This is a genomic window from Aminobacter sp. P9b, assembly GCF_045345995.1.
GTDB lineage: Bacteria > Pseudomonadota > Alphaproteobacteria > Rhizobiales > Rhizobiaceae > Aminobacter > Aminobacter niigataensis.
In genome coordinates, this window is record NZ_CP150082.1 from 1,772,334 (window position 1) to 1,798,233 (window position 25,900).

Annotated in this window: 27 protein-coding genes and 2 pseudogenes; 23 read left to right on the forward strand and 6 right to left on the reverse strand. The window is 63.0% G+C overall.

Features of this window, described 5'->3' with window-relative positions; all coding sequences use genetic code 11:
- Positions 1 to 52: 52 nt before the first annotated feature.
- The gene (locus WHT83_RS08765; RefSeq protein WP_406873555.1) at positions 53 to 2,371 is read right to left on the reverse strand and encodes a long-chain-fatty-acid--CoA ligase; all 2,319 of its coding nucleotides are present in this window, start codon (positions 2,369 to 2,371) and stop codon (positions 53 to 55) included.
- A 478-nt stretch (positions 2,372 to 2,849) separates the two neighbouring features.
- Between WHT83_RS08765 and WHT83_RS08770 the strand changes: the two genes are divergently transcribed.
- From WHT83_RS08770 to WHT83_RS08830, 13 genes are all read left to right on the forward strand, one after another.
- Positions 2,850 to 4,445: an ABC transporter substrate-binding protein gene (locus WHT83_RS08770; protein WP_108609433.1), complete on the forward strand. Its 1,596-nt coding sequence runs from the start codon at positions 2,850 to 2,852 to the stop codon at positions 4,443 to 4,445.
- Between the two features lie 109 nt (positions 4,446 to 4,554).
- The gene (locus tag WHT83_RS08775; protein ID WP_108609432.1) at positions 4,555 to 5,559 is read left to right on the forward strand and encodes an ABC transporter permease subunit; all 1,005 of its coding nucleotides are present in this window, start codon (positions 4,555 to 4,557) and stop codon (positions 5,557 to 5,559) included.
- Between the two features lie 9 nt (positions 5,560 to 5,568).
- On the forward strand, positions 5,569 to 6,477 hold the full coding sequence (locus WHT83_RS08780) for an ABC transporter permease subunit (protein WP_108609431.1): 909 nt from the start codon (positions 5,569 to 5,571) through the stop codon (positions 6,475 to 6,477).
- A 1-nt stretch (position 6,478) separates the two neighbouring features.
- Positions 6,479 to 7,330 (forward strand): ABC transporter ATP-binding protein, encoded by an 852-nt coding sequence (locus WHT83_RS08785; protein ID WP_108609430.1) that lies wholly within the window; start codon positions 6,479 to 6,481, stop codon positions 7,328 to 7,330.
- The gene (locus tag WHT83_RS08790; protein ID WP_108609429.1) at positions 7,327 to 8,154 is read left to right on the forward strand and encodes an ABC transporter ATP-binding protein; all 828 of its coding nucleotides are present in this window, start codon (positions 7,327 to 7,329) and stop codon (positions 8,152 to 8,154) included. Before WHT83_RS08785 ends, WHT83_RS08790 begins: the two co-directional genes overlap by 4 nt.
- 240 nt (positions 8,155 to 8,394) lie before the next feature.
- Positions 8,395 to 10,002 (forward strand): ABC transporter substrate-binding protein, encoded by a 1,608-nt coding sequence (locus WHT83_RS08795; protein ID WP_406873556.1) that lies wholly within the window; start codon positions 8,395 to 8,397, stop codon positions 10,000 to 10,002.
- Positions 10,003 to 10,363: 361 nt separating this feature from the next.
- Positions 10,364 to 11,350: an ABC transporter permease gene (locus WHT83_RS08800; protein ID WP_406873557.1), complete on the forward strand. Its 987-nt coding sequence runs from the start codon at positions 10,364 to 10,366 to the stop codon at positions 11,348 to 11,350.
- Positions 11,347 to 12,174 carry an ABC transporter permease gene (locus tag WHT83_RS08805; protein WP_406873558.1) on the forward strand — a complete coding sequence of 276 codons (828 nt, stop codon included), beginning with the start codon at positions 11,347 to 11,349 and terminating at the stop codon, positions 12,172 to 12,174. Before WHT83_RS08800 ends, WHT83_RS08805 begins: the two co-directional genes overlap by 4 nt.
- Positions 12,171 to 12,947: an ATP-binding cassette domain-containing protein gene (locus WHT83_RS08810; protein ID WP_406873559.1), complete on the forward strand. Its 777-nt coding sequence runs from the start codon at positions 12,171 to 12,173 to the stop codon at positions 12,945 to 12,947. The genes WHT83_RS08805 and WHT83_RS08810 overlap by 4 nt, the downstream gene beginning before the upstream one ends.
- Entirely contained in the window at positions 12,944 to 13,732 is a 789-nt protein-coding gene (locus WHT83_RS08815) for an ATP-binding cassette domain-containing protein (protein ID WP_406873560.1), read from the forward strand. The genes WHT83_RS08810 and WHT83_RS08815 overlap by 4 nt, the downstream gene beginning before the upstream one ends.
- Positions 13,729 to 14,232: an L-2-amino-thiazoline-4-carboxylic acid hydrolase gene (locus WHT83_RS08820; RefSeq protein WP_108609424.1), complete on the forward strand. Its 504-nt coding sequence runs from the start codon at positions 13,729 to 13,731 to the stop codon at positions 14,230 to 14,232. The genes WHT83_RS08815 and WHT83_RS08820 overlap by 4 nt, the downstream gene beginning before the upstream one ends.
- A gap of 116 nt (positions 14,233 to 14,348) precedes the next feature.
- On the forward strand, positions 14,349 to 14,537 hold the full coding sequence (locus tag WHT83_RS08825; protein WP_108609423.1) for a YegP family protein: 189 nt from the start codon (positions 14,349 to 14,351) through the stop codon (positions 14,535 to 14,537).
- Between the two features lie 31 nt (positions 14,538 to 14,568).
- Positions 14,569 to 14,823: a GlsB/YeaQ/YmgE family stress response membrane protein gene (locus WHT83_RS08830; RefSeq protein WP_108609422.1), complete on the forward strand. Its 255-nt coding sequence runs from the start codon at positions 14,569 to 14,571 to the stop codon at positions 14,821 to 14,823.
- A 260-nt stretch (positions 14,824 to 15,083) separates the two neighbouring features.
- On the opposite strand, the gene WHT83_RS08835 is transcribed toward WHT83_RS08830, so the two are convergent.
- Together WHT83_RS08835 and WHT83_RS08840 are read right to left on the reverse strand one after the other, a co-directional pair.
- Positions 15,084 to 15,233, reverse strand: a complete 150-nt coding sequence (locus tag WHT83_RS08835; protein WP_183264069.1) for a hypothetical protein — start codon at positions 15,231 to 15,233, stop codon at positions 15,084 to 15,086.
- A gap of 259 nt (positions 15,234 to 15,492) precedes the next feature.
- The gene (locus WHT83_RS08840; RefSeq protein WP_256371646.1) at positions 15,493 to 15,621 is read right to left on the reverse strand and encodes a hypothetical protein; all 129 of its coding nucleotides are present in this window, start codon (positions 15,619 to 15,621) and stop codon (positions 15,493 to 15,495) included.
- A 24-nt stretch (positions 15,622 to 15,645) separates the two neighbouring features.
- On the opposite strand from WHT83_RS08840, the gene WHT83_RS08845 reads away from it, so the two are divergent.
- Positions 15,646 to 16,584, forward strand: a complete 939-nt coding sequence (locus WHT83_RS08845; protein WP_159091732.1) for a helix-turn-helix transcriptional regulator — start codon at positions 15,646 to 15,648, stop codon at positions 16,582 to 16,584.
- A 731-nt stretch (positions 16,585 to 17,315) separates the two neighbouring features.
- On the opposite strand, the gene WHT83_RS08850 is transcribed toward WHT83_RS08845, so the two are convergent.
- Positions 17,316 to 17,549: a hypothetical protein gene (locus WHT83_RS08850; RefSeq protein ID WP_183264068.1), complete on the reverse strand. Its 234-nt coding sequence runs from the start codon at positions 17,547 to 17,549 to the stop codon at positions 17,316 to 17,318.
- 274 nt (positions 17,550 to 17,823) lie between these two features.
- Between WHT83_RS08850 and WHT83_RS08855 the strand changes: the two genes are divergently transcribed.
- The 5 genes and pseudogenes from WHT83_RS08855 to istB all read left to right on the forward strand — a co-directional run bounded on the left by WHT83_RS08855 (position 17,824) and on the right by istB (position 21,882).
- Positions 17,824 to 18,180: a cupin domain-containing protein gene (locus WHT83_RS08855; protein ID WP_406873561.1), complete on the forward strand. Its 357-nt coding sequence runs from the start codon at positions 17,824 to 17,826 to the stop codon at positions 18,178 to 18,180.
- Positions 18,181 to 18,361: 181 nt separating this feature from the next.
- Positions 18,362 to 18,659 (forward strand): annotated as a pseudogene (locus tag WHT83_RS08860) (hypothetical protein); the annotation flags it as partial.
- A gap of 195 nt (positions 18,660 to 18,854) precedes the next feature.
- Entirely contained in the window at positions 18,855 to 19,457 is a 603-nt protein-coding gene (locus tag WHT83_RS08865) for a DMT family transporter (RefSeq protein WP_406873562.1), read from the forward strand.
- Between the two features lie 96 nt (positions 19,458 to 19,553).
- Entirely contained in the window at positions 19,554 to 21,080 is a 1,527-nt protein-coding gene (gene istA, locus WHT83_RS08870) for an IS21 family transposase (protein WP_315929027.1), read from the forward strand.
- Complete coding sequence (gene istB, locus WHT83_RS08875) at positions 21,070 to 21,882, forward strand: IS21-like element helper ATPase IstB (protein ID WP_315929025.1); 813 nt, start codon at positions 21,070 to 21,072, stop codon at positions 21,880 to 21,882. The genes istA and istB overlap by 11 nt, the downstream gene beginning before the upstream one ends.
- A gap of 39 nt (positions 21,883 to 21,921) precedes the next feature.
- Here istB and WHT83_RS08880 read toward each other — a convergent pair whose 3' ends face one another.
- Complete coding sequence (locus WHT83_RS08880) at positions 21,922 to 22,242, reverse strand: type II toxin-antitoxin system Phd/YefM family antitoxin (RefSeq protein ID WP_406873563.1); 321 nt, start codon at positions 22,240 to 22,242, stop codon at positions 21,922 to 21,924.
- Positions 22,243 to 22,688: 446 nt separating this feature from the next.
- Here WHT83_RS08880 and WHT83_RS08885 point away from each other — a divergent pair, with 446 nt between their 5' ends.
- The 4 genes and pseudogenes from WHT83_RS08885 to WHT83_RS08900 form a co-directional block, all read left to right on the forward strand.
- Positions 22,689 to 23,552, forward strand: a complete 864-nt coding sequence (locus tag WHT83_RS08885) for a tyrosine-type recombinase/integrase (RefSeq protein ID WP_406873947.1) — start codon at positions 22,689 to 22,691, stop codon at positions 23,550 to 23,552.
- Positions 23,539 to 24,045 carry a hypothetical protein gene (locus tag WHT83_RS08890; RefSeq protein ID WP_406873564.1) on the forward strand — a complete coding sequence of 169 codons (507 nt, stop codon included), beginning with the start codon at positions 23,539 to 23,541 and terminating at the stop codon, positions 24,043 to 24,045. Before WHT83_RS08885 ends, WHT83_RS08890 begins: the two co-directional genes overlap by 14 nt.
- A gap of 359 nt (positions 24,046 to 24,404) precedes the next feature.
- On the forward strand, positions 24,405 to 24,620 hold the full coding sequence (locus tag WHT83_RS08895; protein WP_406873948.1) for a helix-turn-helix transcriptional regulator: 216 nt from the start codon (positions 24,405 to 24,407) through the stop codon (positions 24,618 to 24,620).
- Positions 24,613 to 25,071 (forward strand): annotated as a pseudogene (locus WHT83_RS08900) (bifunctional DNA primase/polymerase); the annotation flags it as partial. The gene WHT83_RS08895 and the pseudogene WHT83_RS08900, both read left to right, overlap by 8 nt.
- Here WHT83_RS08900 and WHT83_RS08905 read toward each other — a convergent pair.
- Complete coding sequence (locus WHT83_RS08905; protein ID WP_406874058.1) at positions 25,033 to 25,713, reverse strand: hypothetical protein; 681 nt, start codon at positions 25,711 to 25,713, stop codon at positions 25,033 to 25,035. The pseudogene WHT83_RS08900 and the gene WHT83_RS08905 sit on opposite strands and share 39 nt — an antisense overlap.
- Between the last annotated feature and the right edge of the window lie 187 nt (positions 25,714 to 25,900).

Below are 25,900 nucleotides of genomic sequence, written 5' to 3' on the forward strand. Positions count from 1 at the left end.
CCGTGGAGAACTTCTCCACGGCGGCCGGGTGTTCGTCGCGATAGGGCGGGGCTTACCCCCTGAGTTCGCGCCTGAGAATCTTGCCGACATTGGTCTTCGGCAGCTCGGTGCGGAACTCGATGTATTTGGGCCGCTTGTAGCCGGTCAGGTTTTCGCGGCAGTAGGCGATCAGCGTCTCGACGGTGAGGTCGGGATCCTTGCGCACGACGAACAGTTTGGGCACTTCGCCCGAATGCTCGTCCGGCACGCCGATGGCCGCGACTTCGAGCACGCCGGGATGCTGGGCGACGACGTCCTCGAGTTCGTTGGGATAGACGTTGAAGCCCGAGACCAGGATCATGTCCTTCTTGCGGTCGACGATCTTGGTGAAGCCGGCCTCGTCCATGAAGCCCATGTCGCCCGACTTGAAGTAGCCGTCCGGCGTCATCACCTTGGCGGTCTCGTCGGGCCGGTTCCAGTAACCGGCCATCACCTGCGGTCCCTTGATGCAGATCTCGCCGACCTCGCCGAGCGGCATGTCGTTGCCGTCCTCGTCGCGGATGGCGATGTCGGTCGAGGGCAGGGGCAGGCCGATGGTGCCGGTGAAGTCGGGCGACGAGCACTTGTTGGCGGTCGCCACCGGCGAGGTCTCCGACAGGCCGTAGCCCTCGGTGATGTGGTTGCCCGTCGCCTTCTTCCAGCGTTCGGCGACCGGCCGTTGCACGGCCATGCCGCCGCCGAGCGAGAGGATCAGGCCGCTGAAGTCGAGCTTGCGGAAATCCTCGTTGTTGGTCAGCGCGTTGAACAGCGTGTTGAGGCCGGGGAAGATGTTGAAGTTGAACTTGCCCAGTTCCTTGACGAATCCGGGGATGTCGCGCGGGTTGGGGATGAGCACGTTGAGAGCGCCTTGCTGCATGCCCATCAGCGCGTTCACCGTCAGCGCGAAGATATGGTAGAGCGGCAGCGCGCAGACAAAGGTCAGGTGCGGCGGCTTGGGCCGCACCGTGTAGGCGTCCTCGACCCACAGCGCCAGCTGCGCGACATTGGCCAGCACGTTCGTGTGGATCAGCATCGCGCCCTTGGAAACGCCGGTCGTGCCGCCGGTATATTGCAGGAAGGCGATGTCGTCGGGAGCAACCGCGACGGGCTTGAGGCTCTTGCCCGAACCCTCCTTGAGCGCTGCCATGAACGTGACGTGGCCGGGCAACGACCAAGCCGGCACCAGCTTCTTGACGCGGCGCACGACCAGGTTGACCAGCACGCCCTTGAGCCCGAGCATCTCGCCCATCGAGGCGACGACGACGTGCTTGACGCCGGTCTTGGCGACGACCGCCTGCAGCGTGGTGGCGAAGTTCTCCAGGATGATGATGGCTTCCGCGCCCGAATCCTTGAGCTGGTGCTCGAGTTCGCGCGGGGTGTAGAGCGGGTTGACGTTGACGACGGTGTAGCCGGCGCGCAGCACCGCCATCATGGCGACCGGGTACTGCAGCACGTTGGGCATCATGATCGCCACGCGCGCGCCCTTGGCGAGGCCCTTCGACTGCAGCCAGGCGGCAAACGCCGTCGACATGCGGTCGAGCTCGCCATAGGTCAGCGACTTGCCCATGCAGGAGAAGGCGGGACGGCCGGCATAGGTCTGGCAGGCGGCGGTGAGCAGGTCGCCGATCGACTGGTAGGCCAGCGGCGCGATCTCGGCGGCCATGTTGGCGGGGTAGCTCTTCAGCCACGGCCTGGCGCCGGCCTTGACCGAGGTGGGCTTGGTGGCTGCCTTGGCCGCCGGCTCGGCCTTTGCCGCGGGAGACTTGGTGGCGGCCTTCACCGCGGAAGCCTTGGCGGCAGGTTTCGCCTTCGCTGATGCAGCGGGAGCCATCGTGGCTGGCTTGGTCTTTGCCGGCGCCGCGGCCTTGGCTGCTGGCTTCGGCATTTCGGCAAGCTTGGCCGGGGCTTTGGTGGATTCGGATTTCGCAGCCACCGGCTTGGTCGCAGACTTGGCGGGCGCGGCGGGAGCGGCCTTCGCAGGTGCGACCTTGCCAGCAGGCGCGGTCGCTACCGGTTCGACCTTGGCAGCAGCAGGCTTGGTTTCGGCCGGCTTTGCCTTGGCTGCCGCCGGCTTCGGCGTTGCCGGCTTGGCACTGGCGGGCTTTGCCGGCGTGGCCTTCGCCTTGGCTGCTGGCGCGGCGGCTTTCGCCTCGGCCTTCCTTGCGGGAGCTGTCGTCTTGGCTGTCGGCTTGGCGGCGGGCTTTGCCGGGGCTGTCGATTTGGCGGCCTCGGCCTTCGGCGCGGCAGGCTTGGCGGTTGCCCTGGTTTCGGGCTTTTCCTTGCCGGCGGGTTTGGTGGCCGCCGTCTTGGTTGCGGTGTTTGCCGTACGCGCCTTGCCGGTAGATTTAGCCAATGCAGCCTCCCACGTTGTTCTTGTTTTTCCGGCTTGATGGACCGCCGGCATTCGCCCTCGTGATCAGTCGCAGCGCCGCAAGAACAGTGCCGCGTCGGGGCATGTTGTAGTTGTTTGTATTGCCACCTGACGTTAACGGCAAGTATCACCCAACGTCAGCTAGACACACGAATTGCGCTTTTTTTGGCACGGCTGGAACCGGCCACGGCGCGGCCGGCCCGATATCGCGACCGGGACGGGATATGGCGTGGCGGACGCTGATAAAGCGGTTTCTGATGAAGCGTCGGCAAAGTTGAAATCGACTGCCCGGTAATGAAACTTCGAAAAAAAAAGACTGTCTTCAAGTCATCTGTGGGTAATTTATTCTGCTTACCAAAGGGCACGTAGGCGGGGAGTTCCAAAGCTGAATAAACGGTGCTTATATGCGCGCCTGCGAGCCTGACGGGTAGGGCTTGGGAAAAATCATAGGGAGTGTTCAATGTTCAAAAAAACGACCTTTGCGGCCGCGTTGCTGGCTGCAACCGTCCTCAGCGGTGCGGCGAGCGCCAAGACGTTCGTGTACTGCTCGGAAGGTTCGCCGGAAGGCTTCGATCCGGGCCTCTACACTGCCGGCACGACTTTCGACGCTGCTGCGCACACCGTCTACAACCGCCTGCTCGAGTTCAAGAAGGGCACGACCGAGACCGAGCCGGGCCTGGCCGAGAGCTACACGATCTCCGACGACGGCCTGGAGTACACCTTCAAGCTGCGTCCGGGCGTCAAGTACCAGACCACCGAGTTCTTCACGCCGAGCCGTGACTTCAACGCCGATGACGTCGTCTTCTCCTTCGAGCGCCAGCTCAAGGCCGACAACCCCTGGAACAAGTACGTGACCGGCGCTTCGTGGGAATATTCCGCCGGCATGGGCTTCCCGGAAGTCATCAAGTCGGTCGAGAAGGTCGACGACCTGACGGTCAAGATCACGCTCACCCGCAAGGAAGCGCCGTTCCTCGCCAACATCGCGATGCCGTTCGCTTCGATCGTGTCGAAGGAATATGCCGACAAGCTGCAGGCCGACGGCAAGATGAACCAGATGAACCAGATGCCGCTCGGCACCGGTCCGTTCAGCTTCGTCGCCTACCAGCAGGACGCCATCATCCGCTACAAGGCCAACCCGGATTACTGGGGCGGCAAGCAGAAGATCGACGACCTGGTCTTCGCGATCACCCCTGACGCATCGGTTCGCTACCAGAAGCTGAAGGCCGGCGAATGCCACCTGATGCCGTTCCCGAACGCTGCCGACGTCGCCGCGATGAAGGCCGACACGAACCTGAAGGTGATGGAGCAGGAAGGCCTGAACGTTGCTTACCTGGCCTACAACACCACCCAGGCTCCGTTCGACAAGCCGGAAGTCCGCAAGGCGCTGAACCAGGCCATCAACAAGCAGGCGATCGTCGACGCCGTGTTCCAGGGTGCTGCCACCCCGGCAACCAACCCGATCCCGCCGACCATGTGGTCGTATAACAAGGCCGTCGAAGACGACAAATACGATCCGGAAGCCTCGAAGAAGGCACTCGAGGCAGCTGGCGTCAGCGGTCTCAAGATGAAGGTGTGGGCGATGCCGGTTTCGCGTCCCTACATGCTCAATGCCCGTCGCGCGGCCGAGCTGATCCAGTCCGACTTCTCCAAGGTCGGCGTCGAGGTCGAGATCGTCTCCTACGAGTGGGCCGAGTATCTCGACAAGTCGAAGGCCAAGGATCGTGACGGCGCCGTCATGCTCGGCTGGACCGGCGACAATGGCGATCCGGACAACTTCCTCGACACCCTGCTCGGTTGCGACGCCGTCGGCGGCAACAACCGCGCCCAGTGGTGCAACAAGGAGTTCGACGACCTGGTGACCAAGGCCAAGGAGACCAACGACCTGGCCGAGCGCACCAAGCTCTATGAGCAGGCGCAGGTGGTGTTCAAGAAGGACGCCCCCTGGGCGACCATCGACCACTCGCTGTCGGTCGTGCCGATGCGCAAGAACGTCGAAGGCTTCGTCCAGAGCCCGCTCGGCGACTTCGCCTTCGACGGAGTTGACATCACGGAGTAAGGTTGCCTAAACATGGCCAACCTGGGTTGGGGCGCTTGGACGACAAGCGCCCCAATGCACATTTTGTGCTACCCTTACCTTTCTCGGAACATTCACTTAAAGGTCTGACATGCTCCGGTTCCTATTGGGGCGGCTAGCCGTCCTCATCCCGACATTCGTCGGGGTTTCCATCATCGCATTCTCATTCATCCGACTTCTGCCTGGCGATCCCGTAGCCCTCCTGTCGGGCGAGCGCGTCATGTCGCCGGAGCGCCACGCGGAAATCTCCGCCCAGCTCGGTTTCGACCGGCCGATCGTCATCCAGTATCTCGACTACCTCTGGGGCGTCGTGCGGGGCGATTTCGGCACTTCGATCGTCACCAAGCGGCCGGTGGTCGACCAGTTCTTCGAGCTGTTCCCGGCGACCGTCGAGCTTTCGCTCTGCGCCATCATCTTCGCCGTCGTGCTCGGCATTCCCGCCGGCATGATCGCCGCCATCAAGCGCGGCTCCTTCGCCGACCAGGCGATGATGGGCACTGCGCTGGTCGGCTTCTCGATGCCGATCTTCTGGTGGGGCCTGCTGCTGATCATGCTGGTGTCCGGCATGCTCGGATGGACGCCCGTCTCCGGCCGCATCTCGCTGATGTATTACTTCCCGCCCGTCACCGGCTTCATGCTGATCGACTCGCTGCTGTCCGGCCAGGCCGGCGCCTTCAAGTCGGCCGTCAGCCACCTGATCCTGCCGACCATCGTGCTGGGCACCATCCCGCTCGCCGTCATTGCGCGCCAGACGCGCTCGGCGATGCTCGAAGTGCTGTCGGAAGACTATGTCCGCACCGCGCGCGCCAAGGGCCTGTCGACCTTCCGTGTCGTCGGCGTCCATGCGCTGCGCAACGCCATGATCCCGGTGGTCACCACCGTCGGCCTGCAGGTCGGCGTGATGCTCGCCGGCGCGATCCTGACCGAGACGATCTTCTCCTGGCCGGGCATCGGCAAGTGGATGGTCGATTCCGTGTCGCGGCGCGACTACGCCGTCATCCAGGGCGGCCTGTTGATGATCGCCGCCGTCATCATGCTGGTGAACCTTGCCGTGGACCTGCTTTACGGTCTCATCAATCCGCGCATCCGGCACTAGGAGGGCGTCATGTCTCAAGCTGCTGCAACAAGCGCCGTTTCGACTGATCCGTCCCGCCGGGCGCGACTGGCCGAATTCTGGTACTACTTCTCCGAAAATCGCGGCGCCGTGATCGGCCTCGTGTTCTTCATTTTCCTGGTTCTGCTGGCGATCTTCGCACCGCTGATCGCACCGCACGATCCGACCCAGCAGTACCGCGACGCGGTCCTGGTTCCGCCGGTCTGGCAGGAGGGCGGCCGCGCCGACTTCCTGCTCGGCACCGACGCCGTCGGCCGCGACATGCTTTCGCGCCTGATCTTCGGCACCCAGTTCTCGCTGTTCGTCGGCGTCATCGTGACGACGCTGTCGTTGGTCGTCGGCGTCGTGTTCGGCGTGATCGCCGGCTACTTCCGCGGCTGGGTCGACACCGCCATCATGCGCGTGATGGACATCATCCTGGCCTTCCCGTCGCTGCTGCTGGCTCTCGTGCTGGTGGCCATCCTCGGGCCGGGCCTGGTCAACGCCATGATCGCCATCTCGCTCGTCTACCAGCCGCATTTCGTGCGCCTGGCCCGCGCCGCGGTGATGAGCGAAAAGAGCCGCGACTATGTCGTCGCCGCCAAGGTGGCCGGTGCCGGCCATATCCGCCTGATGTTCAAGACGATCCTGCCCAACTGCATGGCGCCGCTGATCGTCCAGGCGACGCTGTCGTTCTCGAGCGCCATTCTCGACGCGGCCGCACTGGGCTTCCTCGGCATGGGCGCGCAGCCGCCGACCCCGGAATGGGGCACGATGCTGGCAGAGGCACGCGAGTTCATCCAGAGCAAATGGTGGGTGGTGACGCTTCCGGGCGTGGCGATCCTCATCACCGTTCTGGCGATCAACCTGATGGGCGACGGCCTGCGCGACGCGCTCGACCCGAAGCTGAAGAGGTCCTGACATGGCACTTCTTGAAATCGAAAACCTGGTCGTCGAATTCGAGACGGCCTCCGGCCCCTTCCGGGCGGTCAACGGCGTGTCGATGAAGGTTCACGAGGGCGAGGTTCTCGCCATCGTCGGCGAATCCGGTTCGGGCAAGTCGGTGTCGATGCTGGCGGCGATGGGCCTCTTGCCCTGGACGGCCAAGGTCACGGCCGACAAACTGACCTTCAACGGCCGCGACCTGCTGTCGATGTCGGCCAACGAGCGGCGCAAGATCATCGGCAAGGAAATTGCCATGATCTTCCAGGAGCCGGTGGCCAGCCTCAACCCGTGCTTCACCGTCGGCTTCCAGATCGAGGAAGTGCTGCGCATGCATTTGGGGCTCGACAGAGCCGCGCGCCGCAAGCGGGCGATCGAGCTGTTCGAGGCGGTCGGCATTGCCGACCCGGCCGAGCGCCTCGGTTCCTACCCGCACCAGATGTCGGGTGGCCAGTGCCAGCGGGTGATGATCGCCATCGCGATCGCCTGCAACCCCAAGCTACTGATCGCCGACGAGCCGACCACGGCACTCGACGTGACCATCCAGAAGCAGATCCTCGACCTGCTGATGAAGCTGCAGGCGGACTATGGCATGGGCCTTATCATGATCACCCACAACATGGGCGTGGTTGCCGAGACCGCCGACCGCGTGGTCGTGCAGTACAAGGGCCGCAAGATGGAAGAAGCCGACGTGCTGACGCTGTTCGAGAACCCCAAGAGCAACTACACGCGCGCGCTGCTGGCGGCATTGCCCGACAATGCCACCGGCGACCGGCTGCCGACGATCTCCGAACTGTTCGTCGACGACCAGATTGAAGGGGCAGCACGATGAGCGTCATTCTCGAAGCGCGCAACATCGTGCGCGACTACCATGTGCCCGGCAGCTTTCTGAAGAAAGCCAAGACCGTGCACGCCGTCAAGGGCGTGAGCTTCTCCGTCGAAAAGGGCAAGACGCTGGCCATCGTCGGCGAAAGCGGCTGCGGCAAGTCCACGCTCGGCCGCATCCTGACGCTGATCGACCCGGCGACGTCGGGCGAGCTGCTGATCGAAGGCAAGAAGATCGACATCGCCAAGGGCGACCTGACGCCTGAGATGCGCCGCAAGGTGCAGATCGTCTTCCAGAACCCGTACGGTTCGCTCAACCCGCGCCAGAAGATCGGCGACATCCTGACCGAGCCGCTGGTCATCAACACCAAGACCCCCGCCGACGAGCGCCGTGACCGGGCGATGACGCTGCTGAAGAAGGTCGGCCTCGAAGAGAAGCACTACAACCGCTATCCGCACATGTTCTCCGGCGGGCAGCGCCAGCGCATCGCCATTGCGCGTGCCCTGATGCTGAACCCGAAGCTGCTGGTGCTGGACGAGCCCGTCTCGGCGCTCGACCTGTCGGTGCAGGCACAGGTACTGAACCTGCTCGCCGACCTGCAGGACGAGTTCCAGCTGACCTACGTCTTCATCAGCCACGACCTCAGTGTGGTGCGCTACATCGCCGACGAGGTGATGGTGATGTATTTCGGCGAGGCGGTCGAATATGGCAGCCGCGACGAGGTCTTCGCCGACCCCAAGCACAGCTACACCAAGACGCTGTTTGCGGCGACGCCGCGCGCCGATGTCGAAAGCATACGCGCCCGCCTGGCCAAGAAGAAGGCCGCCTGAACGGCGGCAGATATTCGACGCACGGTCTTATGCATCGGCCCGGAAATCGGCAGCGGTTTCCGGGCCGATGCATTTTCCGAGGCGTTTGCGCGGCATGGCATCGCGCAAAGAGCACAATGTTTTGGGCCAGCGCCGCAAAACGCCAATTTCGTCTCTCGCAAAACGGCTTTCCCGGATCATAATCCCGGCCATCATCTGATGGGCCGGCGATGTCGCCGTGCCGAGGGCATGGAGGCCGATATGGCGGGTTTCAAAATTTCCAGGCGCAGGGTCCTGGCAGGGTCGGCATTCCTTCTGGCGTCGACGGCCTTGCCATCGATCGGCTGGACGCAGGCGAAGAAAGGCGGGCGGCTGGTGGTGGCGGCCGACTCCGAGCCGCGCAACCTGAACCCGGCGATCGTCGCCTCCAACGGCGTGTTCTTCGTCGCAAGCAAGGTTGTCGAGCCGCTGGCCGAGGCCTCGTTCGACGGTGAGGGCGGGTTGGAGCCGCGGCTGGCGACGGGCTGGGAAGGCTCGGCCGACGGGCTATCCGTTACCTTCAAGCTGCGTGAGGGCGTGACCTGGCACGACGGCAAGCCGTTCACTTCGGCCGACGTGGCGTTCTCGGCGCTCAACGTCTGGAAGCCGCTGCAGAATCTCGGTCGCGTCGTCTTCAAGAACCTCGATGCGGTGGAGACACCCGACGAATACACCGCCGTCTTCAAGTTCTCCAAGCCGACCCCGCTGCAACTGATCAAGAACGCGCTGCCGGCGCTGACGTCGGTCGTGCCCAAGCATGTCTACGAGGGCAAGGACATCGCCGAGAACCCGGCCAACAATGCGCCCGTCGGCACCGGGCCGTTCAAGTTTGCCGAGCACAAGCCGGGCGAATATTACCGGCTCGAGCGTTACGACAAATACTGGGGCGAGAACGAGCCGCAACTCGACGAGATCATCTATCGCGTGCTGCCAGACCGCGCGGCGGCGGCCGGCGCACTGGAGGCCGAAGAGATCCAGCTTGCCGCGTTTTCCGCCGTGCCTTTGGCCGACCTCGAACGCATCTCCAAGGTGCCCGGCATCAAGGTGATCACGGAAGGATACGAGGCACTGACCTACCAACTCGTCGTCGAGATCAACCATCGCCGCAAGGAACTCGCCGACCTCAAGGTGCGCCAGGCGATCGCGCATGCCATCGACAAGGACTTCGTCGTCAAGACGATCTTCCTCGGCTACGCCAAGCCGGCGACCGGCATCGTGCCGCAGAACGACAAGCAGTTCTACACGCCTGATGTTGCGACCTATGGCTTCGACGTCGCCAAGGCCAATGCGCTGCTCGACGAGGCCGGCTATCCGAAAAAGGACGACGGCAAGCGCTTTGCCCTGAAACTGTTGCCGGCGCCCTATTTCAACGAGACCAAGCAGTTCGGCGACTATCTGCGCCAGGCGCTGGCTGCCGTAGGCATCGACGCCGAACTGGTCAACAACGACTCGGCCGCGCACCAGAAGGCCGTCTACACCGACCATGCCTTCGACATCGCCATTGCCCCGCCGGTGTTCCGCGGCGACCCGGCGATCTCGACAACCATCCTTGTGCAGTCGGGTATCCCCGACGGCGTGCCGTTCTCCAACCAGGGCGGCTACAAGAACGATGAGCTCGACGCGCTAATCGCCAAGGCGGCGGAGACGCTGGATCCTGCGGCGCGCATCGAGCTCTACAAGGAGTTCCAGAAGAAGGTGGCGGCCGACCTGCCGCTGATCAACGTTGCCGAGTGGGGCTTCATCACAGTGGCGCGCGACACGGTCAAGAACGTGTCCAACAACCCGCGTTGGGCGGTTTCGAACTGGGCGGACACCTATGTCGAAACGTGACATCATCGCCTGAGCTGGGATGATGACCCGTTACTGAGCATGCCCCTGGAAGTCGCAGTGCCTCAATTCACCCCCACCCCTGACCCCTCCCCACAAAGGGGAGGGGGACTGGCGGTCGCGCGCCTTTCAATTGGGTGGGTGTTTGTCTGGGTGAAGCCGAGGCACTTCTTTCCGGAAAAAGCAGGCGCGGTGGCCGCTGCAGATGAAGCAGAACTGCACGCAGTGGCGCTTGCAGATGACGCTGAGCCAGAATTACCCTCCCCCTTGTGGGGCGGGGCCAGGGGTGGGGGTAGCTCTTTCACTCCGGTAACCCCCACCCGGCCCTTCGGGCCACCCTCCCCACAAGGGGGAGGGTAGGCTGATGAACCGCGCCGTTCGCCTGTTGAAACGCCGTCTCATCGGCAGCATTCCGGTGCTGCTGATCGTGGTCGTCGGTTCCTTCCTATTGCTCGAAGCTGCGCCCGGCGACGCGGTCGACGCTTATGTCGCCTCCGTCGGCGGCGACGCCGGCATGATCGAGGCATTGCGCCAGAGCTGGGGGCTCGACGCTTCGCCGATGACGCGGCTCGCCGCCTATCTCTGGGCGCTGCTGCATCTCGACCTCGGCCACTCGGTCGCCTTTTCCAGGCCGGTGCTGTCAGTCGTTCTGGAACGGCTGCCGAACACGCTGCTCTTGATGGGGGCGGCAACTGCATCGTCCTTCGCACTTGGCACGGCATTGGGCATCGTCGCCGGCGCGCGGCCGGGCAGCGCCCGCGACCGGCTGCTGTCGATCGGCTCGCTGGCGCTCTATGCCGTGCCCGGCTTCTGGCTGGCGCTGGTGCTGACCATCGTCTTTTCGGTCGAGCTGCGCTGGCTGCCCTTGTCGGGCATGGAGACCATCGCGTCGGGGAATACGGGCATCGCCCGCGCGCTCGACATTGCCCGGCACATGGTGCTGCCGGTGACGAGCCTCGGCCTGATCTATCTGGCGCTCTATCTCAGGATGATGCGCGCCGGCATGGCCGAGGTCTGGCGCATGGACTTTACCCTCGCCGCCCGCGCCCGCGGCATTCCCAGGCGCCGCATCGTGCTGCGCCATGTCGCCCGCAATGCACTGCTGCCGCTGGTCACCATGCTCGGCCTGCAGTCGGCCCAGATGTTGGGCGGTAGCGTGGTCATCGAAAGCGTGTTTTCGGTGCCGGGCCTAGGCCGGCTGGCGCAGGAGGCGGTGGGGTCGCGCGACACGCCGCTTCTGATCGGCATCATCCTTGTCAGCGCCGTGCTCGTAATCGTCATCAACCTGCTCGTCGACATCGCCTATGCCGCGCTCGACCCGCGCGTCGGCGCCAGCGAGGCGAACGCATGAGCCTGCGCCGCCTGTTCCGTTCGCCCGAGGCCGTCGCCGGTTTCGTCATCCTCGGCCTGCTTGGCGCGATGGCGCTGACGGCGCCCTTGCTGTTTCCCGGCGACCCGCTGGCCATCGCCGGCCAGCCCCTGCTGCGGCCTTTCCAGGACTGGGCGTTGCCACTCGGCACCGACCGGCTCGGCCGCGACGTGCTGGCCGGGCTGTTCCATGGCGCGCGCACCTCGCTGGCCGTCGGCCTTGCCGCCGCCGCTGCATCGATCCTCGTCGGCAGCGTCGTCGGCACGGTGGCCGGTTTTGCCGGCGGGCTGGTCGACGAGGTGCTGATGCGCATCACCGACGCCTTCCAGACGGTGCCGGGCTTCCTCTTGTCGCTGGCACTCGTCAGCGTCGTCGGGCCTTCACTTTCGGTGGTGGTGGCGGCGATCGCGCTCAGCGCCTGGACCGGGCCGGCGCGTATCGCCCGCGCCGAAGTGCTGTCGATCCGCGAGCGCGACTACGTCGCCTCGGCGCGGGTCATCGGCATGCATCCCATCGAGATCGCCTTCCGCGAGGTGCTGCCCAATGCGCTGCCGCCGGTGCTGGCGCTGTCGTCGGTGATCGTCGCCGCCGCCATCCTGACCGAGGCGGCACTGTCCTTCCTCGGTCTCGGCGACCCCAACCGCGTCACCTGGGGCGGCATGATCGCGGAGGGCAGGGCGGTCTTGCGCTCGGCGCCCTTCCTTTCGGTCATACCCGGCATCGCCTTGGTGTTCTCAGTGCTCGGCGTCTACCTCGCCGGCGAGGGCGTGGTCGAAGGCACCGCGGCGCGGGAGGGGCAGGCATGAGCCCGCTGCTTTCGCTGCGTGGACTGGGCGTGCGCTACAGCGGCGCCACTGCGGCGGCGCTCGAAGGCGTCGACTTCGACCTGGCCGCCGGCGAACGGCTGGCCGTCATCGGCGAGAGCGGCTCGGGCAAGAGCACGCTGGCGCGGGCGATTGCCGGCCTGCTGCCGCAAGCGGCGGCGCTGGAAGGAACAATCGCGTGGCCGGGTCTCGACCATCCGGCGCGCAACGGTCGCGACATCGGTTTCGTCTTCCAGGACCCGGGATCGAGCCTCGACCCTGTCATGTCGGTCGGTAAGCAGGTGGCCGAGGTGGCGCATGCCAATCTCGATATGGACTGGCGCGGCGCAATGCGGCTGGCAGTCGAACTGCTCGACCGGGTGAGGCTGCCCGAGCCTTCGGTACTGGCGCATGCCTATCCGCACCAGCTTTCCGGTGGGCAGAAGCAGCGTGTGGCGATTGCAGCGGCCATCGTGGCGCGGCCGCGGCTGCTGATCGCAGACGAGGCGACGAGCGCGCTCGACACCATCGTCCAGGCCGAGATCGTGGCACTGATCCGCGAACTGGTGGCCGAGGACGGCATGGCGCTGATCTTCGTCAGCCACGACATCGCGCTCGCCGCCAGCTTTGCCGAACGCATCGCCGTGTTCCGCCACGGCCGCATGGTCGAGCTGGCGCCGACTGTCGAACTGGTCGCCCAACCCAGGAGCGACTACAGCCGCGCGCTGCTTGCCGCGCATCTGGGGCTCGAGGCCCATTCTGGTGCCGGCATATGAGCGCGCTGCTCGAAGTCGACGGGCTGTCGAAACGCTACCGTCGCGGCGACAGGGATTTCGCCGCGCTCGACGGTGTTTCCTTCTCAATTGCAGCCGGCGAGACACTGGCGCTGGTGGGTCCCTCGGGGTCGGGCAAGTCGACGGTTGCTCGCATCCTGCTCAGGCTGGTCGAGCCGGACGCCGGCAGCGTTCGGTTCGCCGGAGAAGACCTGCTCGTTCTGCGCGGTGCCGCGCTGCGCGCCGTCAGGCCGAAACTGCAGATGGTGTTCCAGGACCCGCTCGCTGCCTTCAACCCGCGCGCCACGGTGGCGCGCCTGCTCGACGATCCGCTGCGGATCCACGGCATCGCCGACCGAGCCACGCGCCCCAAGGCCATCGCTGCCTTGCTCGAGCGTGTCGGTCTGTCGGCAGAACTCGCCAGCCGCAGGGTCCACGAGATCTCGGGCGGGCAGCGCCAGCGCGTCGCGATCGCCCGGGTGATTGCCACAAGGCCGAAGCTGATCGTGCTCGACGAGGCCGTGGCGTCGCTCGACGTGCTGGTGCGCGGCGACATCCTGCGCCTGCTTGGGGAACTGCAGGCGAAGGAGGGCATCGCCTATCTCTTCATCTCGCATGACCTGGGTGCTGTCAGGGCGATCGCCCACCGCATCGCCATCATGGATGGCGGACGCGTCGTCGAACAGGGCGAGGCGAAAGCGGTGATCGCCGCACCTGCCTCCGCCACCGGCCGGGCGCTGGTGGCCGCCACGCCGGAGCTGCCGACTATCAAGGAGACTGTTTCGTGACCGAACTTGCGATACGTGCGGAAAAGCTCGCCGCGGAACTCGACTCCGCCTTCCGCAACCGCGCCGACCTCTACCGGCTGATGCTGGAGGAGCTGTCGGCCGAGCTGGGCGAGGCGAAGGCCGAGGAAGTGCTGGTGCGGGCGATCGAGCGGCGCGGCCGTGAAGTCGCCGAGGTGGCATTCGCGCAGTTCGGGCCGAACGACGCGCGCGCCATCGGCGAGGCCTTCCTGGCCGTCAGCCCCGATGACGGACGCATGTACCCGACCGATGTCGAGCGCAGCGACAGCCACATCGCCTTCAAGGTCAAGCGCTGTCCGCTGAAGGACGCCTGGGTGGCGGCAGACGTCGGCGACGACAGGCTGGCGACGCTGTGCCGGATCGCCGGCGCTTTCGACCGTGGCCTGTTCGAGGCGACCGGCGTGCGCTTCGACAATGCCACCTGGACGCCCGGCCACGGCACGGGCTGCTGCCACATCTGCCTGACCGACAGGGACGCCTGACACGCCTGCAGCGTGTCGGCACAGCGCCCTTGCAACCGCGATGGACTTTCGCCGCCAGCCTGTGCGACGATTCGTCAGCGGCGTGAGTCGCGAACCGGTAATTACGAGGAAATGCGATGTATAAGTTCGAGGTCTACAAGGACAAGGGCGGCGAGTTTCGCTTCCGCTTCAGGGCTTCCAATGGCGAGGTCATGTTCAGCTCCGAAGGCTACGCGGCCAAGGCGTCGGCGCTGAAGGCGATCGAGTCGATCAAGAAGAATACACCGGGCGCTGCCGTCGAAGACCAGACCACTGCCGTAGCCTGACCTCCAAACGGCACAAACCAGGAGAGATCACATGGGTATCGAAAGCCTGCTCGTCTTCCTTATCGTCGGTGCCGTCGCCGGCTGGCTCGCCGGCCAGCTGGTCAAGGGCTACGGTTTCGGCCTGATCGGCAATATCGTGGTTGGCATCGTCGGCGCGCTGATTGCCGGCTGGCTGTTTCCGGCCATCGGCATCAGCCTGGGGGCCGGCATCATCGCCGCCATCCTCCATGCGACCATCGGCGCTGTGATCCTGCTCGTGCTGCTGAGGCTGGTGAAATCAGCCTAGCGCCGGGCGCGTACAAATCCGCAGGCCCGGGCAATGTCCGGGTCTGCGCGCAATAGGCGGCAATTGCAAAGCTCAAGGCGACCGCGATCTTGCGCCGTCGACATGTTCGCGACGAAGAGGCGGCGCGCCGCGTGCGACCCACCAGCCATTAGTAGCCGAGTTGCCAAAGCACCGCGCTCACTGTGCCGAATGCCACGGCGACATAGAACCAATCCGACCAGTCCATGGCGGCAAGCGGGGCTTTCCCGCTCCTCGTGCGGTTAGGGAAGCAGCAATATGGCCAGCATGAAATCCGCCGCCGCTGCGTTGAGAAGCGTTGCCGCAACGGCGATCATGACCGCCGCCGCGAAGAAGTATTCGAAGCTGTTTTGATCTTCTCTCGGTTGGCGCGGCTGCAACGGCGTCGGCATGATGTGGGGCTCCTGAACGCTGCCTCACGATTCAATTCCCGAAACGAAGGACAGTTCCATGGACGGCAGAAAGATCCGTCCGCGTGCAGTGCCGGCATCGGCTGGAAGAAAATGCTGGCGGGAGCATCTGGGTATTCATCGCGGCCGGGGCAAATCGAGTCCGAACACGCACCGCAGCTGTCTCGATTTCCTGCGACGTATTGATGTATGTATTGGAAAATAGAACTCGCGCCTGTTCTGCATGCCCATGCGAATTGACTTAGCCAAACTGGATCGTGCGCTCGACGGAACTCTCGAAGCTGCCGTCGACCCTTCCTTGTGGCCGCGCATTCTCGACCAGGTGGCCGAAGCTACGGGCGCCTTCGGGGTCAACATCGTGCCGTTGCATGGCTGTTTCCCCGGTGGGGTGGTCATGACTGACAGCCTCCAGCCAGCCCTCGAGGGCTACTTTGATGGCGGCTGGAACAAGAGGGAGTGGCGTCTTCGCGCATTGCCGTTGCTGGCCTTGCAGGGAACCGTTCTGGAACAGCACTACACCACCAGCGAAGATTTCAAGAAGCAGGAATATTATCGCGCCCAGTCGAAATACGGCATTGGCCGCACCTGCATCATAGGCCTCTCCAACCCCAGCGACCTGGTCTGCTTCACCTTGCACCGGCGCCTGGACGAGGACCCGTTCGACGTAGAGGACGAGCGGATTTTCCGCGCCATGCGGGACCGGTTGATGGTCTCCGCCTCCATCATGTGGAACATTGCCAGCCAGAAAATCGACGGCATGCTGGAAGCCTTCCAGATGGCCAGGATGGGGGCGGTGTTTTTCAACCGCTTTGGGAGAGTAACGGCCACGAACGCTGCCGCAAGCGCAAGCCTCGGGCGCGAATTGCAGATTTCGCAAGGTGAACTCCGTTCGCGGACACATGCCGAAACCGTCCTGATCAAGACGCGCATGAATGCCGTGCTGACGGAAAGATGGCTGGACCCTAGCCTCGCCAAGCCGGTCGTGATCCAGAGGGATGCCGCGCGGCCGATCCTGCTGCGTATCCAGCGTCTCGGCGGCAACCTTCTCGACATCTTCTCGCACTCGGTTGGCGTTTGCCTGATCGAAGACCTCGATCAATCGAAGATATCGGAACCCGAAAATGTGGCCGAAACATTCGGCCTGACCAAGTCCCAGGCGATGCTGGCCTCGATGCTGGCCGATGGCATGTCGCTTCGCGAAGCCGCCGAATTGCGGTCGGTCAGCTATGAGACGGCGCGATCGCATCTCCGCTCCATTTTTGCCAAGACCGGCACCGGGCGCCAATCGGAACTTGTCGCCCTGATCGCCCGCCTCCGGCAGACTGCGTCCTGAGTTCACACCGCTATGGCAGCCAGGCCTTGCGGCGGCCGCCCTGTCGCTATGCGTTCCGCGTGGTGATTGGCGGGTGATGCAGCTTGAATGAACGCGGATACAAGCGGCTTGCGCTGCCGTTTCTGAGTTCGGGAACCGAAGCCTCACAGCTACGTTCCTGTTGACGGAGCGACCCAACACCCCCGCCCGCCATCGCTCCGACATAGGGGCCTGCCGGTACCACCGGCGGGCCCTTGGCATTTCCGCCTGAGCTCCGGCATATCCGCCGGCTCACATGCAGGGCAGCAATATGGCGGATACGCCCATCTTTGCCCCGCCTTTGCGTGGGTTCCGTCTCGCGGGTCCCCGCCGCCGGTCAGACGAACATCATGATGGCGATGCCGCCGACCGCCACCAGGACGAGCCCGGCAACCAGCATCGGCAGAAGGGAGCTTTCTTGATTGGCGTCAGGCACGAGCATTTCTCCGGTTGGGCTGCCGGCAGTATGACCCAACGTCTTGCGTCTTCTTTGCGCTAGCGCAAACAAGATGCCCGCGGTTGCCTCGATGCGGCAAACGTCGCAGCCATGCTTGGCCTTGCTTCGCCGGAGACAGAGACAGCCGGCCAGCAAACGAAAAGGCCCGCGCCGAATGGGGAGGCAGCGCGGGCGAGGTTGGATCAAGTGCAAACAGAGGGTGTTGCACCCGACCGAAAGACCATAGCAAGTCCGGCGGTGGCTTCTTTGCGCTGGGTCAAACTGCCAGCTGCATCCATGGAATGCCGCCATTGCCGACATCGGGCGCGTGCTTGCGCAGACCTTGGCCGCCTAGTTCCGTCACAGCAATGTCTGCGACCGATTCTGCGCCATCAGGACGCGCATGGGCCGCGTGCTTGTCGATTGTCCAGTTTTCTCGGGGGAAGCGGTTGCCGCTTAGGTGGTTCGAAAGATCGCCGGCCTCGTCTGCGATCGGTGCGGCGCAAAGCATAAGGAGTTGCTTCGCCTGATCGGTCGAGCGCGTGGCCAGCCTGTCGCGCGCGTTCCCTGGATGACAGCTTGGCTCTTGGATCTTCCGCTTTCCCCACCAGCCCAGGCGCGATTGCCAGCGTCTGCTGGATCTCGATCGCCGCCGCAAGTGCCGGGACTTGCGCCTCTCCTCGGCGGCGCAAGACCTTCAAGAAAATTAAATGGTAGGAAACTAAGTTGCCTGTCAATGATACATCGGCTATTGAGAAGCGTCTGATAAATGGGAGTTCTTTACCATGGCACACAACACTGTCCTCAAGTTCGGCAAAGTGGAAAATGCCGACGTCAACGATCTGCCGGGATGGGTGGTGGTCGAAGGAAAGCCGACGATGAAGACCGCCGTCCAGCACAAGACCAAGGACGGCAAGGTTCTGTCGGGAACATGGCAAGCGACCCCGGGCACCTACCACGCAAGCTACACAGATTACGAATTCGTCCACATGATCTCGGGCCGTATCGTCATCACTCCAGACGGCGGCGAGCCTGTCGAGGTTGGGCCGGGCGACGCGTTTGTCGTGGAAGCGGATTTCAAGGGCACTTGGAAGATCATCGAGCCAGTGACGAAACACTTCGTCGTCACTGTCGGATTGTAAGTGCGCAACGGCGCATTCGCCTGAGACAGGCGTACCATTGCACCCGTAGAGATCGGCCTGCAATAAGGCCCCGGTGGAAAGCCGGGGCCACCCATCAAGCGTCCCTGGCGCGGGCTCTATGCCCTGAACTGCTTGCCCTTGAGCCTGAGTGGTTCCTGCGTTTCGCCCCTCGACACCGAACGAGGACGAGCGGACCCGCATGCCCGCCGGAAAGTTCTCGGCCATCATACGCAAGGTCAGCGAACACGTGGCGCTCGATCCCACTGCCAAGCTGACCTTTGAGGCAAGCGACGGCATCGCGCCGATGCAGCTTCACCAGGCATCGATGCCGCTCGTCCAGGGAGGTGATGTGCATGTGCAGCTGTCCGCCCGGGGCGGCGAGCTGCAAGCCGCGAGACCGTTGGCTGGTCGAACAGGCTAAGGCCACCGCTGCCTGCTGCGGCCCCGCGAAAGGCGATGGCCAGCCGTGCTGTAGCTAGGCGGAAAACCCGACAGGTTGATGGCCCCTGCCGCAGGTGCTAACAATCGAAGATCTTGCATGATGGGTTAGAGACGGATGGCTAGGCCTCCAAGAAGACCCGGTTACGACCATTGCGACGCGGAGAACTGCGCCGGGCGCTAGCCCGTTCGCTGCATCCACCGCTTTTCCGTAACCGCTTCTGGAGTCCACTGAGATGCGCCATTCGCCGCGCTTTCCTCCTGCTGTCCTGCTGGTTGCTGCATGTGCCCTGTGGGGTGCTGCAACCGTCCTGAACAAGGCACTGCTTGCGTCAATCAACCCGGTTACGCTGCTGGTCGTCCAGCTTGCGCCGAGTGCCTTGTTCCTGTGGGCTGCCGTTCTTGCAACAGCCTGTCCTGCTCCCGCGAAGTCATATTGGCTTCCGCTGATCGCTCTCGGCGTACTCAACCCCGGCATTTCCTACACGCTCAACTTGATGGGCCTTGCCAGCGTGTCGGCGAGCGTCGCGACGCTGTTGTGGGCCGCCGAGCCGCTGATGATACTTGGCCTGGCTGCACTGGTTCTCGGAGAGAAAGTCACCTGGCGGCTGCTCCTGGTAATGCTGCTCGGCGGTTTGGGGGTTGGTTTGGTGGCCAACGTCTTCGGCGGTCTCCGAGACGTAACTGCTCCCCAGGGAATACTCTTGCTGCTGGGAGCGGTCCTCTGCTGTGCTTTCTACACCGTGTTTTCGCGAAAGCTGGTCGAAAGCGTCGACCCGGTGTTCACCGTGGCCCTGCAGCAGACGGCTGGGCTAGGTTGGGCTGTTGATTGCCACTGAGAACTGACCCGGCGCAGCCCAATATTTCCATTGAGAATTGACCCATGTTTGAACCCTCCCTCGCATGTTTTCAGCGGGGGCTATGGAGTGATCGACATGGCGTTATTGAGCGTGATCCGACGCTGGCATTTTCGAGAGCATCTATCGATCCGGGAGATTTGCCGCAGGACTGGCCTATCCCGGAATACCATCCGCAAGTATCTCCGTGCCGACGGCGTAGAGCCGAAGTTCAAGGTCCCGGAGCGTCCGAGCAAACTTGACCCGTTTGCGGATCGGTTATCGGCCTGGCTGAAGACGGAATCCAAGAAGGGCCGCAAGCAGAAGCGGACGATGAAGCAGTTGCATGCCGACCTTATAAGCCTCGGCTATGAGGGTTCCTATAACCGCGTGGCGGCTTTTGCTCGGGAATGGCGGGAGGATCGGCAGAGGGAGTTGCAAACTACTGGCCGCGGGACGTTTGTGCCCCTGGCGTTCGAGCCGGGCGAAGCCTTCCAGTTCGATTGGTCGGAGGACTGGGCGATCATCGGCAATGAGCGCACCAAGCTCCAGGTAGCGCATACGAAGCTGAGCTACAGCCGGGCCTTCATCGTCCGGGCCTACCTCCTGCAGACGCATGAGATGCTGTTTGACGCCCACAATCATGCATTCCGCGTCTTTGGTGGCATTCCGGGTCGCGGCATCTACGACAATATGCGCACGGCGATCGACAAGGTCGGACGTGGCAAGGAACGTGACATCAATGTCCGTTTCCAGGCGATGGCCAGCCACTATCTGTTCGAGCCGGAGTTCTGCAATCCGGCTTCTGGCTGGGAGAAGGGACAGGTCGAGAAGAACGTGCAGGACGCGCGTCACCGCCTCTGGCAGCCCACGCCGCGCTTTCCGTCGCTGGCAGCACTCAATGAATGGCTGGAGCAGCGCTGCAAGGAACTATGGGCACAGACGCCGCATGGTCAGATGCGTGGCACCATTGCCGACATCTGGGCTGAGGAGGCTCAGGCTCTGATGCCAGTTTCCCGGCTCTTCGACGGTTTTGTAGAATACACCAAGCGGGTCTCGCCCACCTGCCTCGTGCATCTGGAACGCAACCGCTACAGCGTCCCGGCTTCCTTTGCCAACCGGCCGGTGAGCCTGCGGGTCTACCCGGATCGTGTCGTTGTCGCCGCGGAAGGTCAGATCGTCTGCGAGCATCGGCGCGTCATCGATCGTTCCCATGATCGGCCGGGGCAGACTATCTACGACTGGCGACATTATCTGGCGGTCGTGCAGCGCAAGCCGGGCGCTCTTCGCAACGGCGCACCGTTCGCCGAGCTTCCCGACGCGTTCCGGACTCTGCAGCAGTATTTGCTCAAGAAGCCGGGCGGCGACCGCGAGATGGTCGATATCCTGGCGCTCGTGCTTCAGCACGATGAACAGGCCGTTCTGTCGGCGGTCGATATGGCACTGAAGTCCGGCGTTCCAACCAAGACGCATGTGCTGAACTTGCTACATCGCCTTGTCGACGGCAAATCCTTCACACCACCGACCATCGAGGCGCCTCAGGCCCTAACGCTCATCAACGAGCCCAAGGCCAATGTCGAACGATACGATGCCCTGAGAAAGACGGAGGCCCGCCATGCGTCATAATCCGGCAAGCGGCGCTATCGTCATCATGCTGCGGCAACTGAAGATGCACGGCATGGCGCAGGCAGTCGGCGAGTTGACCGAACAGGGATCGCCGGCGTTCGAGGGCGCCATTCCGATCCTGTCACAGCTTCTCAAGGCGGAGACGGCGGAACGAGAGGTGCGATCGACGGCCTATCAGCTCAAGACCGCACGCTTTCCAGCCTACCGCGATCTGAACGGCTTCGACTTCGCCAGCAGTGAGATCAACGAGGCGCTCGTGCGCCAGCTCCATCGCTGCGAGTTCCTCGACGAGGCCAACAACATCGTTCTGGTCGGCGGCCCCGGCACGGGCAAGACGCATATCGCCACGGCGATCGGCGTCCAGGCCATCGAACATCATCACAAACGGGTCCGCTTCTTCTCGACCGTGGAACTGGTCAACGCGTTGGAGCAGGAGAAAGCACAGGGACGTTCTGGCCAGATCGCCAATCGCCTTGTCCATTCCGATGTCGTCATTCTCGACGAGCTGGGATACCTGCCGTTCAGTGCGTCCGGCGGTGCGCTGCTCTTCCATCTGCTGAGCAAACTCTACGAGCGCACCAGCGTCATCATCACCACCAACCTAAGCTTCAGCGAGTGGGCCAGCGTCTTCGGCGACGCGAAGATGACCACCGCGCTGCTCGACCGGCTCACCCATCATTGCCACATCCTCGAAACCGGAAATGACAGCTTCCGCTTCAAGAACAGCTCGGCGCATGAGACCAAAAGCAAAAAGGAGAAAGGCAGGAACTTGACCCAAGCCACAGACCCGAAACATACCTAATAGGCGGGTCAATTCTCGGTGGAAATGCCGGGTCAGTTCTCAGTGGCAATCAACATCCTCGACGCTTACAACGACGACAACTGGCCTCCCATGCTTTTCGATGGAGATCGGCTCCTGTCGTGCCAAATCGATCAGGTAACCGAAGCGGTTTTTTGCCTCACGGGCAGACAAAGTCTTCTGCGGAGAATGATCCATAATGGCCACTTTAGCTACATGCCTCGGCATTGCAATGCAGTTGTCGAAGATGCTGTTTGGCGATTGGAGGCCATCCACAGATGCTTGCTTCCTCCAACTTCCCGCCCAGCAAGCCCAAGGGAAGGTGCGCCGGCCTTTGGCTAAACTGAACCTGCCGTTGCTCATGTGCGTCTGATCGCGCGTGCGCTGGCGTTGGAGCGCGTTTCATTGCGCCGCATCGCGCTAGAAATTTTAGATAAGTATCTGATATTACTGGTATTTTTAAGATGATTTAGTTAGTTTGAGTTGAGGCCAACAGGAGGTCTCAAATGCCTAGCCTACGTCTTACCCGCCGCACCATTGACGACATTCCGTTCGCTGCCAGCGGTCAAATCCTTTACCGCGATACCCTGCTTTCTGGTTTCGGCCTTCGGGTCGGCAGCCGCTCCAAGGTCTATTTCGCCGAAGGACAGGTGAACCGTGACACCCGTCGTGTCACCATAGGTCGTGCCGATTTGTTTGCGCCGGAGGTGGCCCGCAAGAAGGCTCTCGCCCTGCTGGGCGAAAATGGCAGAGGGCCGCAACCCCAACGAAGAAAAGCGCAAGGAAACGGTGGAGCGGGTCACTTGGCCGTGGCCTTCGAACGCTTCTTCGAGACGCGCAACAAGCTGTCGACGCACACTGTCACCAATTACGGGCGCACCGCCAAGCTGTACCTCAAGGCATGGCGCAAAAAGCCCATGAACCAGATCACCCGGCAAATGGTGCTGGCCAAGCATCAGGAGATTGCCAAGGCGCATGGCGAGGTCACGGCCAACAATGCGATGCGCCATTTGCGCTCGGTCTACAATTTCATTGCCGCGACGCAGGACGACTTCCCGCCGAACCCGGTGCTGATCCTTTCGCAGGCTCGCGCTTGGTATCGCGAACGGCGTCGGCAGACCTTGGTGATGGCGCTGGACCTGCCTATGTGGTGGAAAGCCGTCATGGCTGAGCCGGATTACTCCCGTGACTTCCTGCTAACGGCATTGTTCACCGGAATGCGTCGGGGCGAGCTGATGAAGCTGCGCTGGGAGAACGTGGACCTCGCGGCTCGCACGCTGCACCTGCCCACCACCAAAAACGGCGATCCTTTGAACCTGCCGCTCTCGGCATTCCTTGCGGACCTACTGACCAAGCGCAAGGAGCAGGCGGATGGGTCGCCCTGGGTGTTTCCCGGCCCAGGCAAGAATGGGCATCTGGTGGAGACCAAGAAATTCCTACTCCGCGTCACCACAGGGTCGGGTGTCAGCTTCACCCTGCACGACCTGCGCCGCACGTTTATCACCATCGCCGAAAGCCTCGACGTTCCCTACTACGCGCTCAAGCGGCTCTTGAACCATCGTGCCAATAGCGACGTCACGGGCGGCTATATCGTCGTGAATGCTGAGCGCTTGCGCGGGCCGGTGGAATTGGTCGCGGCCCGGATATTGGAGTTGGCGAATGTCAGTCAGTGACTCCACTTATTGGGCGATCTTCGGCGATGGAACAAGCGTGCTGGAGCGCGTTCTGCTCGCCATCATCAATGCCCACACGACCCGCGCTACAGAGGGTCTTCAGGCGGAACGGCTGCAAGCGGCGATGACGGCGCTGATCGGACCAGCGGCGCGGGACGGGCAGGATATGGAGCGGGCGCTGCTGTTTATGCGGCGACATAGGCAGCGGGACGTTTGCGACGTCGAGATGCAAGCGCTGCGCTCATGCGCTGGGTCCACGACGTGTGCGACCCGTACGGTCTCCGAACTGGCAACGCTCGCGGCGTGTGAGGTCCTGGGTTGCACGACAGCCGGCGAAGTTGAGGTGACTGCGCGCGTTCTTTGCGAGACTTTCTGCAAACGCGGCAGCCCCTATGAGGTGGCACTGGATCACGTTCAGGAGGTGCTTGAAGCTGAGGCCGTGCAACGGTTCTGCGATGAACTCGCGGAATGGGGTGTGCCCACGAGGCTGTGAGGCCAATTATCTGCAGGCTGAATGTTGGAACAGCTTGCGCTTTGTTTCACCCCCCGCAGTCTCTTCTTGTCTTTGACTTTTTCACCTCGTATCGTGGCCAGACTTGGAAGCGCATTCCTCACCAGTTTTCCGGTGAGCGATACACCTAAAGCGGTTTGACGTCCGCGAGGCCGGTAGCAGTCCGGGACCAAGTCGGCGGGACCAGTGCAACGTGGAGGTCTCGTAAGCGAACGGGAGTTGCCCGCTCTATGGCGGGCCGAAGCCAGCGCCGAAGTCACTCACCCAGAACCTCAATTCGGCACATCCGCCTGTCTGTGGCGGGTGCCTAAAGGTGGAGTGGCCAGATGGCACATCCCGTTATGCAAACACGCGCGCAAGCTGACGAATGGCTCTGCACGAAAGAAGTCGCTTGGCTAACCAAGCGGAGCAAGTCCACGTTTGAAAAGGCGAGAATCCGGGGCCGTGGAAATGGCCTGCCTTGGTACAAGGTAGGGGGACGCGTTCTCTACCGAAGGTCCGAAGTTGAAGCATGGCTTGAATCCGGCCGCATGTCCGGAGGTGAATGTCATGACTGATTTCAAACTAACCTCCGAGAAGCAGTTCGCATTGCCCGGCGATGCGGCTGTCTTTTACAAATCTCTGGGTTGGGAGCCGCTTGTGCTCCCAGCCCGTGAAAAGGCGCCGAAAGGCAAGTGGGGAAAGGCTATCGAACGAACCGACGAGGATTTGTTCTTCGCCTATGAACCAACGAGCAATGTCGGTATTGCGTTGGGCGAGCGTTCTGGCGGGCTAATCGACATCGACAACGATTGGCCGGAAGCGGCCTCGATCAGCAATCTGATCTTTGCCCGCTATCCCAGCTTCGGCCGCGCAACGTCGCAGAATAGCCACCGCTTCGTCAGGGGGAGGCTACGCAAGAACCTGTCTTTCCAAGTTCCCGCGAGTGCTCTAGGTTTGTTCGACACCGACAAGGCGACGGTGCTGGAGCTACGCGGCGACAAGCTGCAGACTATGGTGCCGCCGTCCGTTCACCCGAATGGCGAGCGCCTGCGGTGGCACGATGATCCACGTAACATCCCGGAAGTGAATGGCGCAGAGTTGGAGCGCTACGCAGGGTGCACCGCGTTCCTTTCCGTCATTCTGAATCGCTATCCGCGCGGGTCTGGTAATCGCGACAATGTCTGCCTCGCGCTGACCGGCACCCTCATTCGCGTCGGCTTCACCGACGAGGAGACAGATGCCTGGGTGACGCATGTCGCCATGCTTGCCGGCGACGAGGAGGCAGAGAAGCGCGGCGGCAAAGCGGCTGTCAGCCGAGAGAAGTTCGAGGCAGGCGAGGAAACGTGGGGTCTTCCCACCCTGTGCGAGTTTCTTGGCATCGAGCTGATGGAAAAGACCCTGCGAAAATGGTTGGGAGTCGGGGATGATGGTGATGGCGTTGATCCCAACGCCATCGTCGTTCGCCCCGGCGAACTTCCGCAGGCCGTCGACCGGGCTGAGCAGGCGCTGATCGACAAAGGCGTCGATATCTTCCAGCGATTTGAGTCCCTCGTGCGCGTTGCCCGCATTCCCACCGCCGCCGAACAGGAAGGGATCAAACGGGAAACTGGCGCGCTTGTCCTGCAGACAGTCACGAGCCCGTGGCTCAGGGAAGAATTCGCCCGCCATGCAAAATGGGCGAAAAAGCAGAGGAAGAAACTCGTCCCTGTCGATCCGCCGACCGACGCGGCTACCGCCTATCTCGCGCGCGTGGGGAATTGGAAGTTGCGGTTCTTGAAGGGCGTCATTCAGGCTCCGACGCTTCGTCCGGACGGCACTGTACTGCAAGACAAGGGCTACGATACTGCCACGGGCC

Bases quoted from the DNA above. Each gene is read 5' to 3' on its own strand.
- WHT83_RS08770 (WP_108609433.1), top strand. From the start codon at position 2,850: ATGTTCAAAAAAACGACCTTTGCGGCCGCGTTGCTGGCTGCAACCGTC.
- WHT83_RS08775 (WP_108609432.1), top strand. From the start codon at position 4,555: ATGCTCCGGTTCCTATTGGGGCGGCTAGCCGTCCTCATCCCGACATTC.
- WHT83_RS08780 (WP_108609431.1), top strand. From the start codon at position 5,569: ATGTCTCAAGCTGCTGCAACAAGCGCCGTTTCGACTGATCCGTCCCGC.
- WHT83_RS08785 (WP_108609430.1), top strand. From the start codon at position 6,479: ATGGCACTTCTTGAAATCGAAAACCTGGTCGTCGAATTCGAGACGGCC.
- WHT83_RS08790 (WP_108609429.1), top strand. From the start codon at position 7,327: ATGAGCGTCATTCTCGAAGCGCGCAACATCGTGCGCGACTACCATGTG.
- WHT83_RS08795 (WP_406873556.1), top strand. From the start codon at position 8,395: ATGGCGGGTTTCAAAATTTCCAGGCGCAGGGTCCTGGCAGGGTCGGCA.
- WHT83_RS08800 (WP_406873557.1), top strand. From the start codon at position 10,364: ATGAACCGCGCCGTTCGCCTGTTGAAACGCCGTCTCATCGGCAGCATT.
- WHT83_RS08805 (WP_406873558.1), top strand. From the start codon at position 11,347: ATGAGCCTGCGCCGCCTGTTCCGTTCGCCCGAGGCCGTCGCCGGTTTC.
- WHT83_RS08810 (WP_406873559.1), top strand. From the start codon at position 12,171: ATGAGCCCGCTGCTTTCGCTGCGTGGACTGGGCGTGCGCTACAGCGGC.
- WHT83_RS08815 (WP_406873560.1), top strand. From the start codon at position 12,944: ATGAGCGCGCTGCTCGAAGTCGACGGGCTGTCGAAACGCTACCGTCGC.
- WHT83_RS08825 (WP_108609423.1), top strand. From the start codon at position 14,349: ATGTATAAGTTCGAGGTCTACAAGGACAAGGGCGGCGAGTTTCGCTTC.
- WHT83_RS08830 (WP_108609422.1), top strand. From the start codon at position 14,569: ATGGGTATCGAAAGCCTGCTCGTCTTCCTTATCGTCGGTGCCGTCGCC.
- WHT83_RS08835 (WP_183264069.1), bottom strand. From the start codon at position 15,233: ATGCCGACGCCGTTGCAGCCGCGCCAACCGAGAGAAGATCAAAACAGC.
- WHT83_RS08840 (WP_256371646.1), bottom strand. From the start codon at position 15,621: ATGCAACGGCACGATGTTGACCCCGAAGGCGCCCGTAGCTTCGGCCAC.
- WHT83_RS08845 (WP_159091732.1), top strand. From the start codon at position 15,646: ATGACTGACAGCCTCCAGCCAGCCCTCGAGGGCTACTTTGATGGCGGC.
- WHT83_RS08850 (WP_183264068.1), bottom strand. From the start codon at position 17,549: ATGCTTTGCGCCGCACCGATCGCAGACGAGGCCGGCGATCTTTCGAAC.
- WHT83_RS08855 (WP_406873561.1), top strand. From the start codon at position 17,824: ATGGCACACAACACTGTCCTCAAGTTCGGCAAAGTGGAAAATGCCGAC.
- WHT83_RS08865 (WP_406873562.1), top strand. From the start codon at position 18,855: ATGCGCCATTCGCCGCGCTTTCCTCCTGCTGTCCTGCTGGTTGCTGCA.
- istA (WP_315929027.1), top strand. From the start codon at position 19,554: ATGGCGTTATTGAGCGTGATCCGACGCTGGCATTTTCGAGAGCATCTA.
- istB (WP_315929025.1), top strand. From the start codon at position 21,070: ATGCGTCATAATCCGGCAAGCGGCGCTATCGTCATCATGCTGCGGCAA.
- WHT83_RS08880 (WP_406873563.1), bottom strand. From the start codon at position 22,242: ATGAGCAACGGCAGGTTCAGTTTAGCCAAAGGCCGGCGCACCTTCCCT.
- WHT83_RS08890 (WP_406873564.1), top strand. From the start codon at position 23,539: ATGTCAGTCAGTGACTCCACTTATTGGGCGATCTTCGGCGATGGAACA.
- WHT83_RS08895 (WP_406873948.1), top strand. From the start codon at position 24,405: ATGCAAACACGCGCGCAAGCTGACGAATGGCTCTGCACGAAAGAAGTC.
- WHT83_RS08905 (WP_406874058.1), bottom strand. From the start codon at position 25,713: ATGGCGGGCGAATTCTTCCCTGAGCCACGGGCTCGTGACTGTCTGCAG.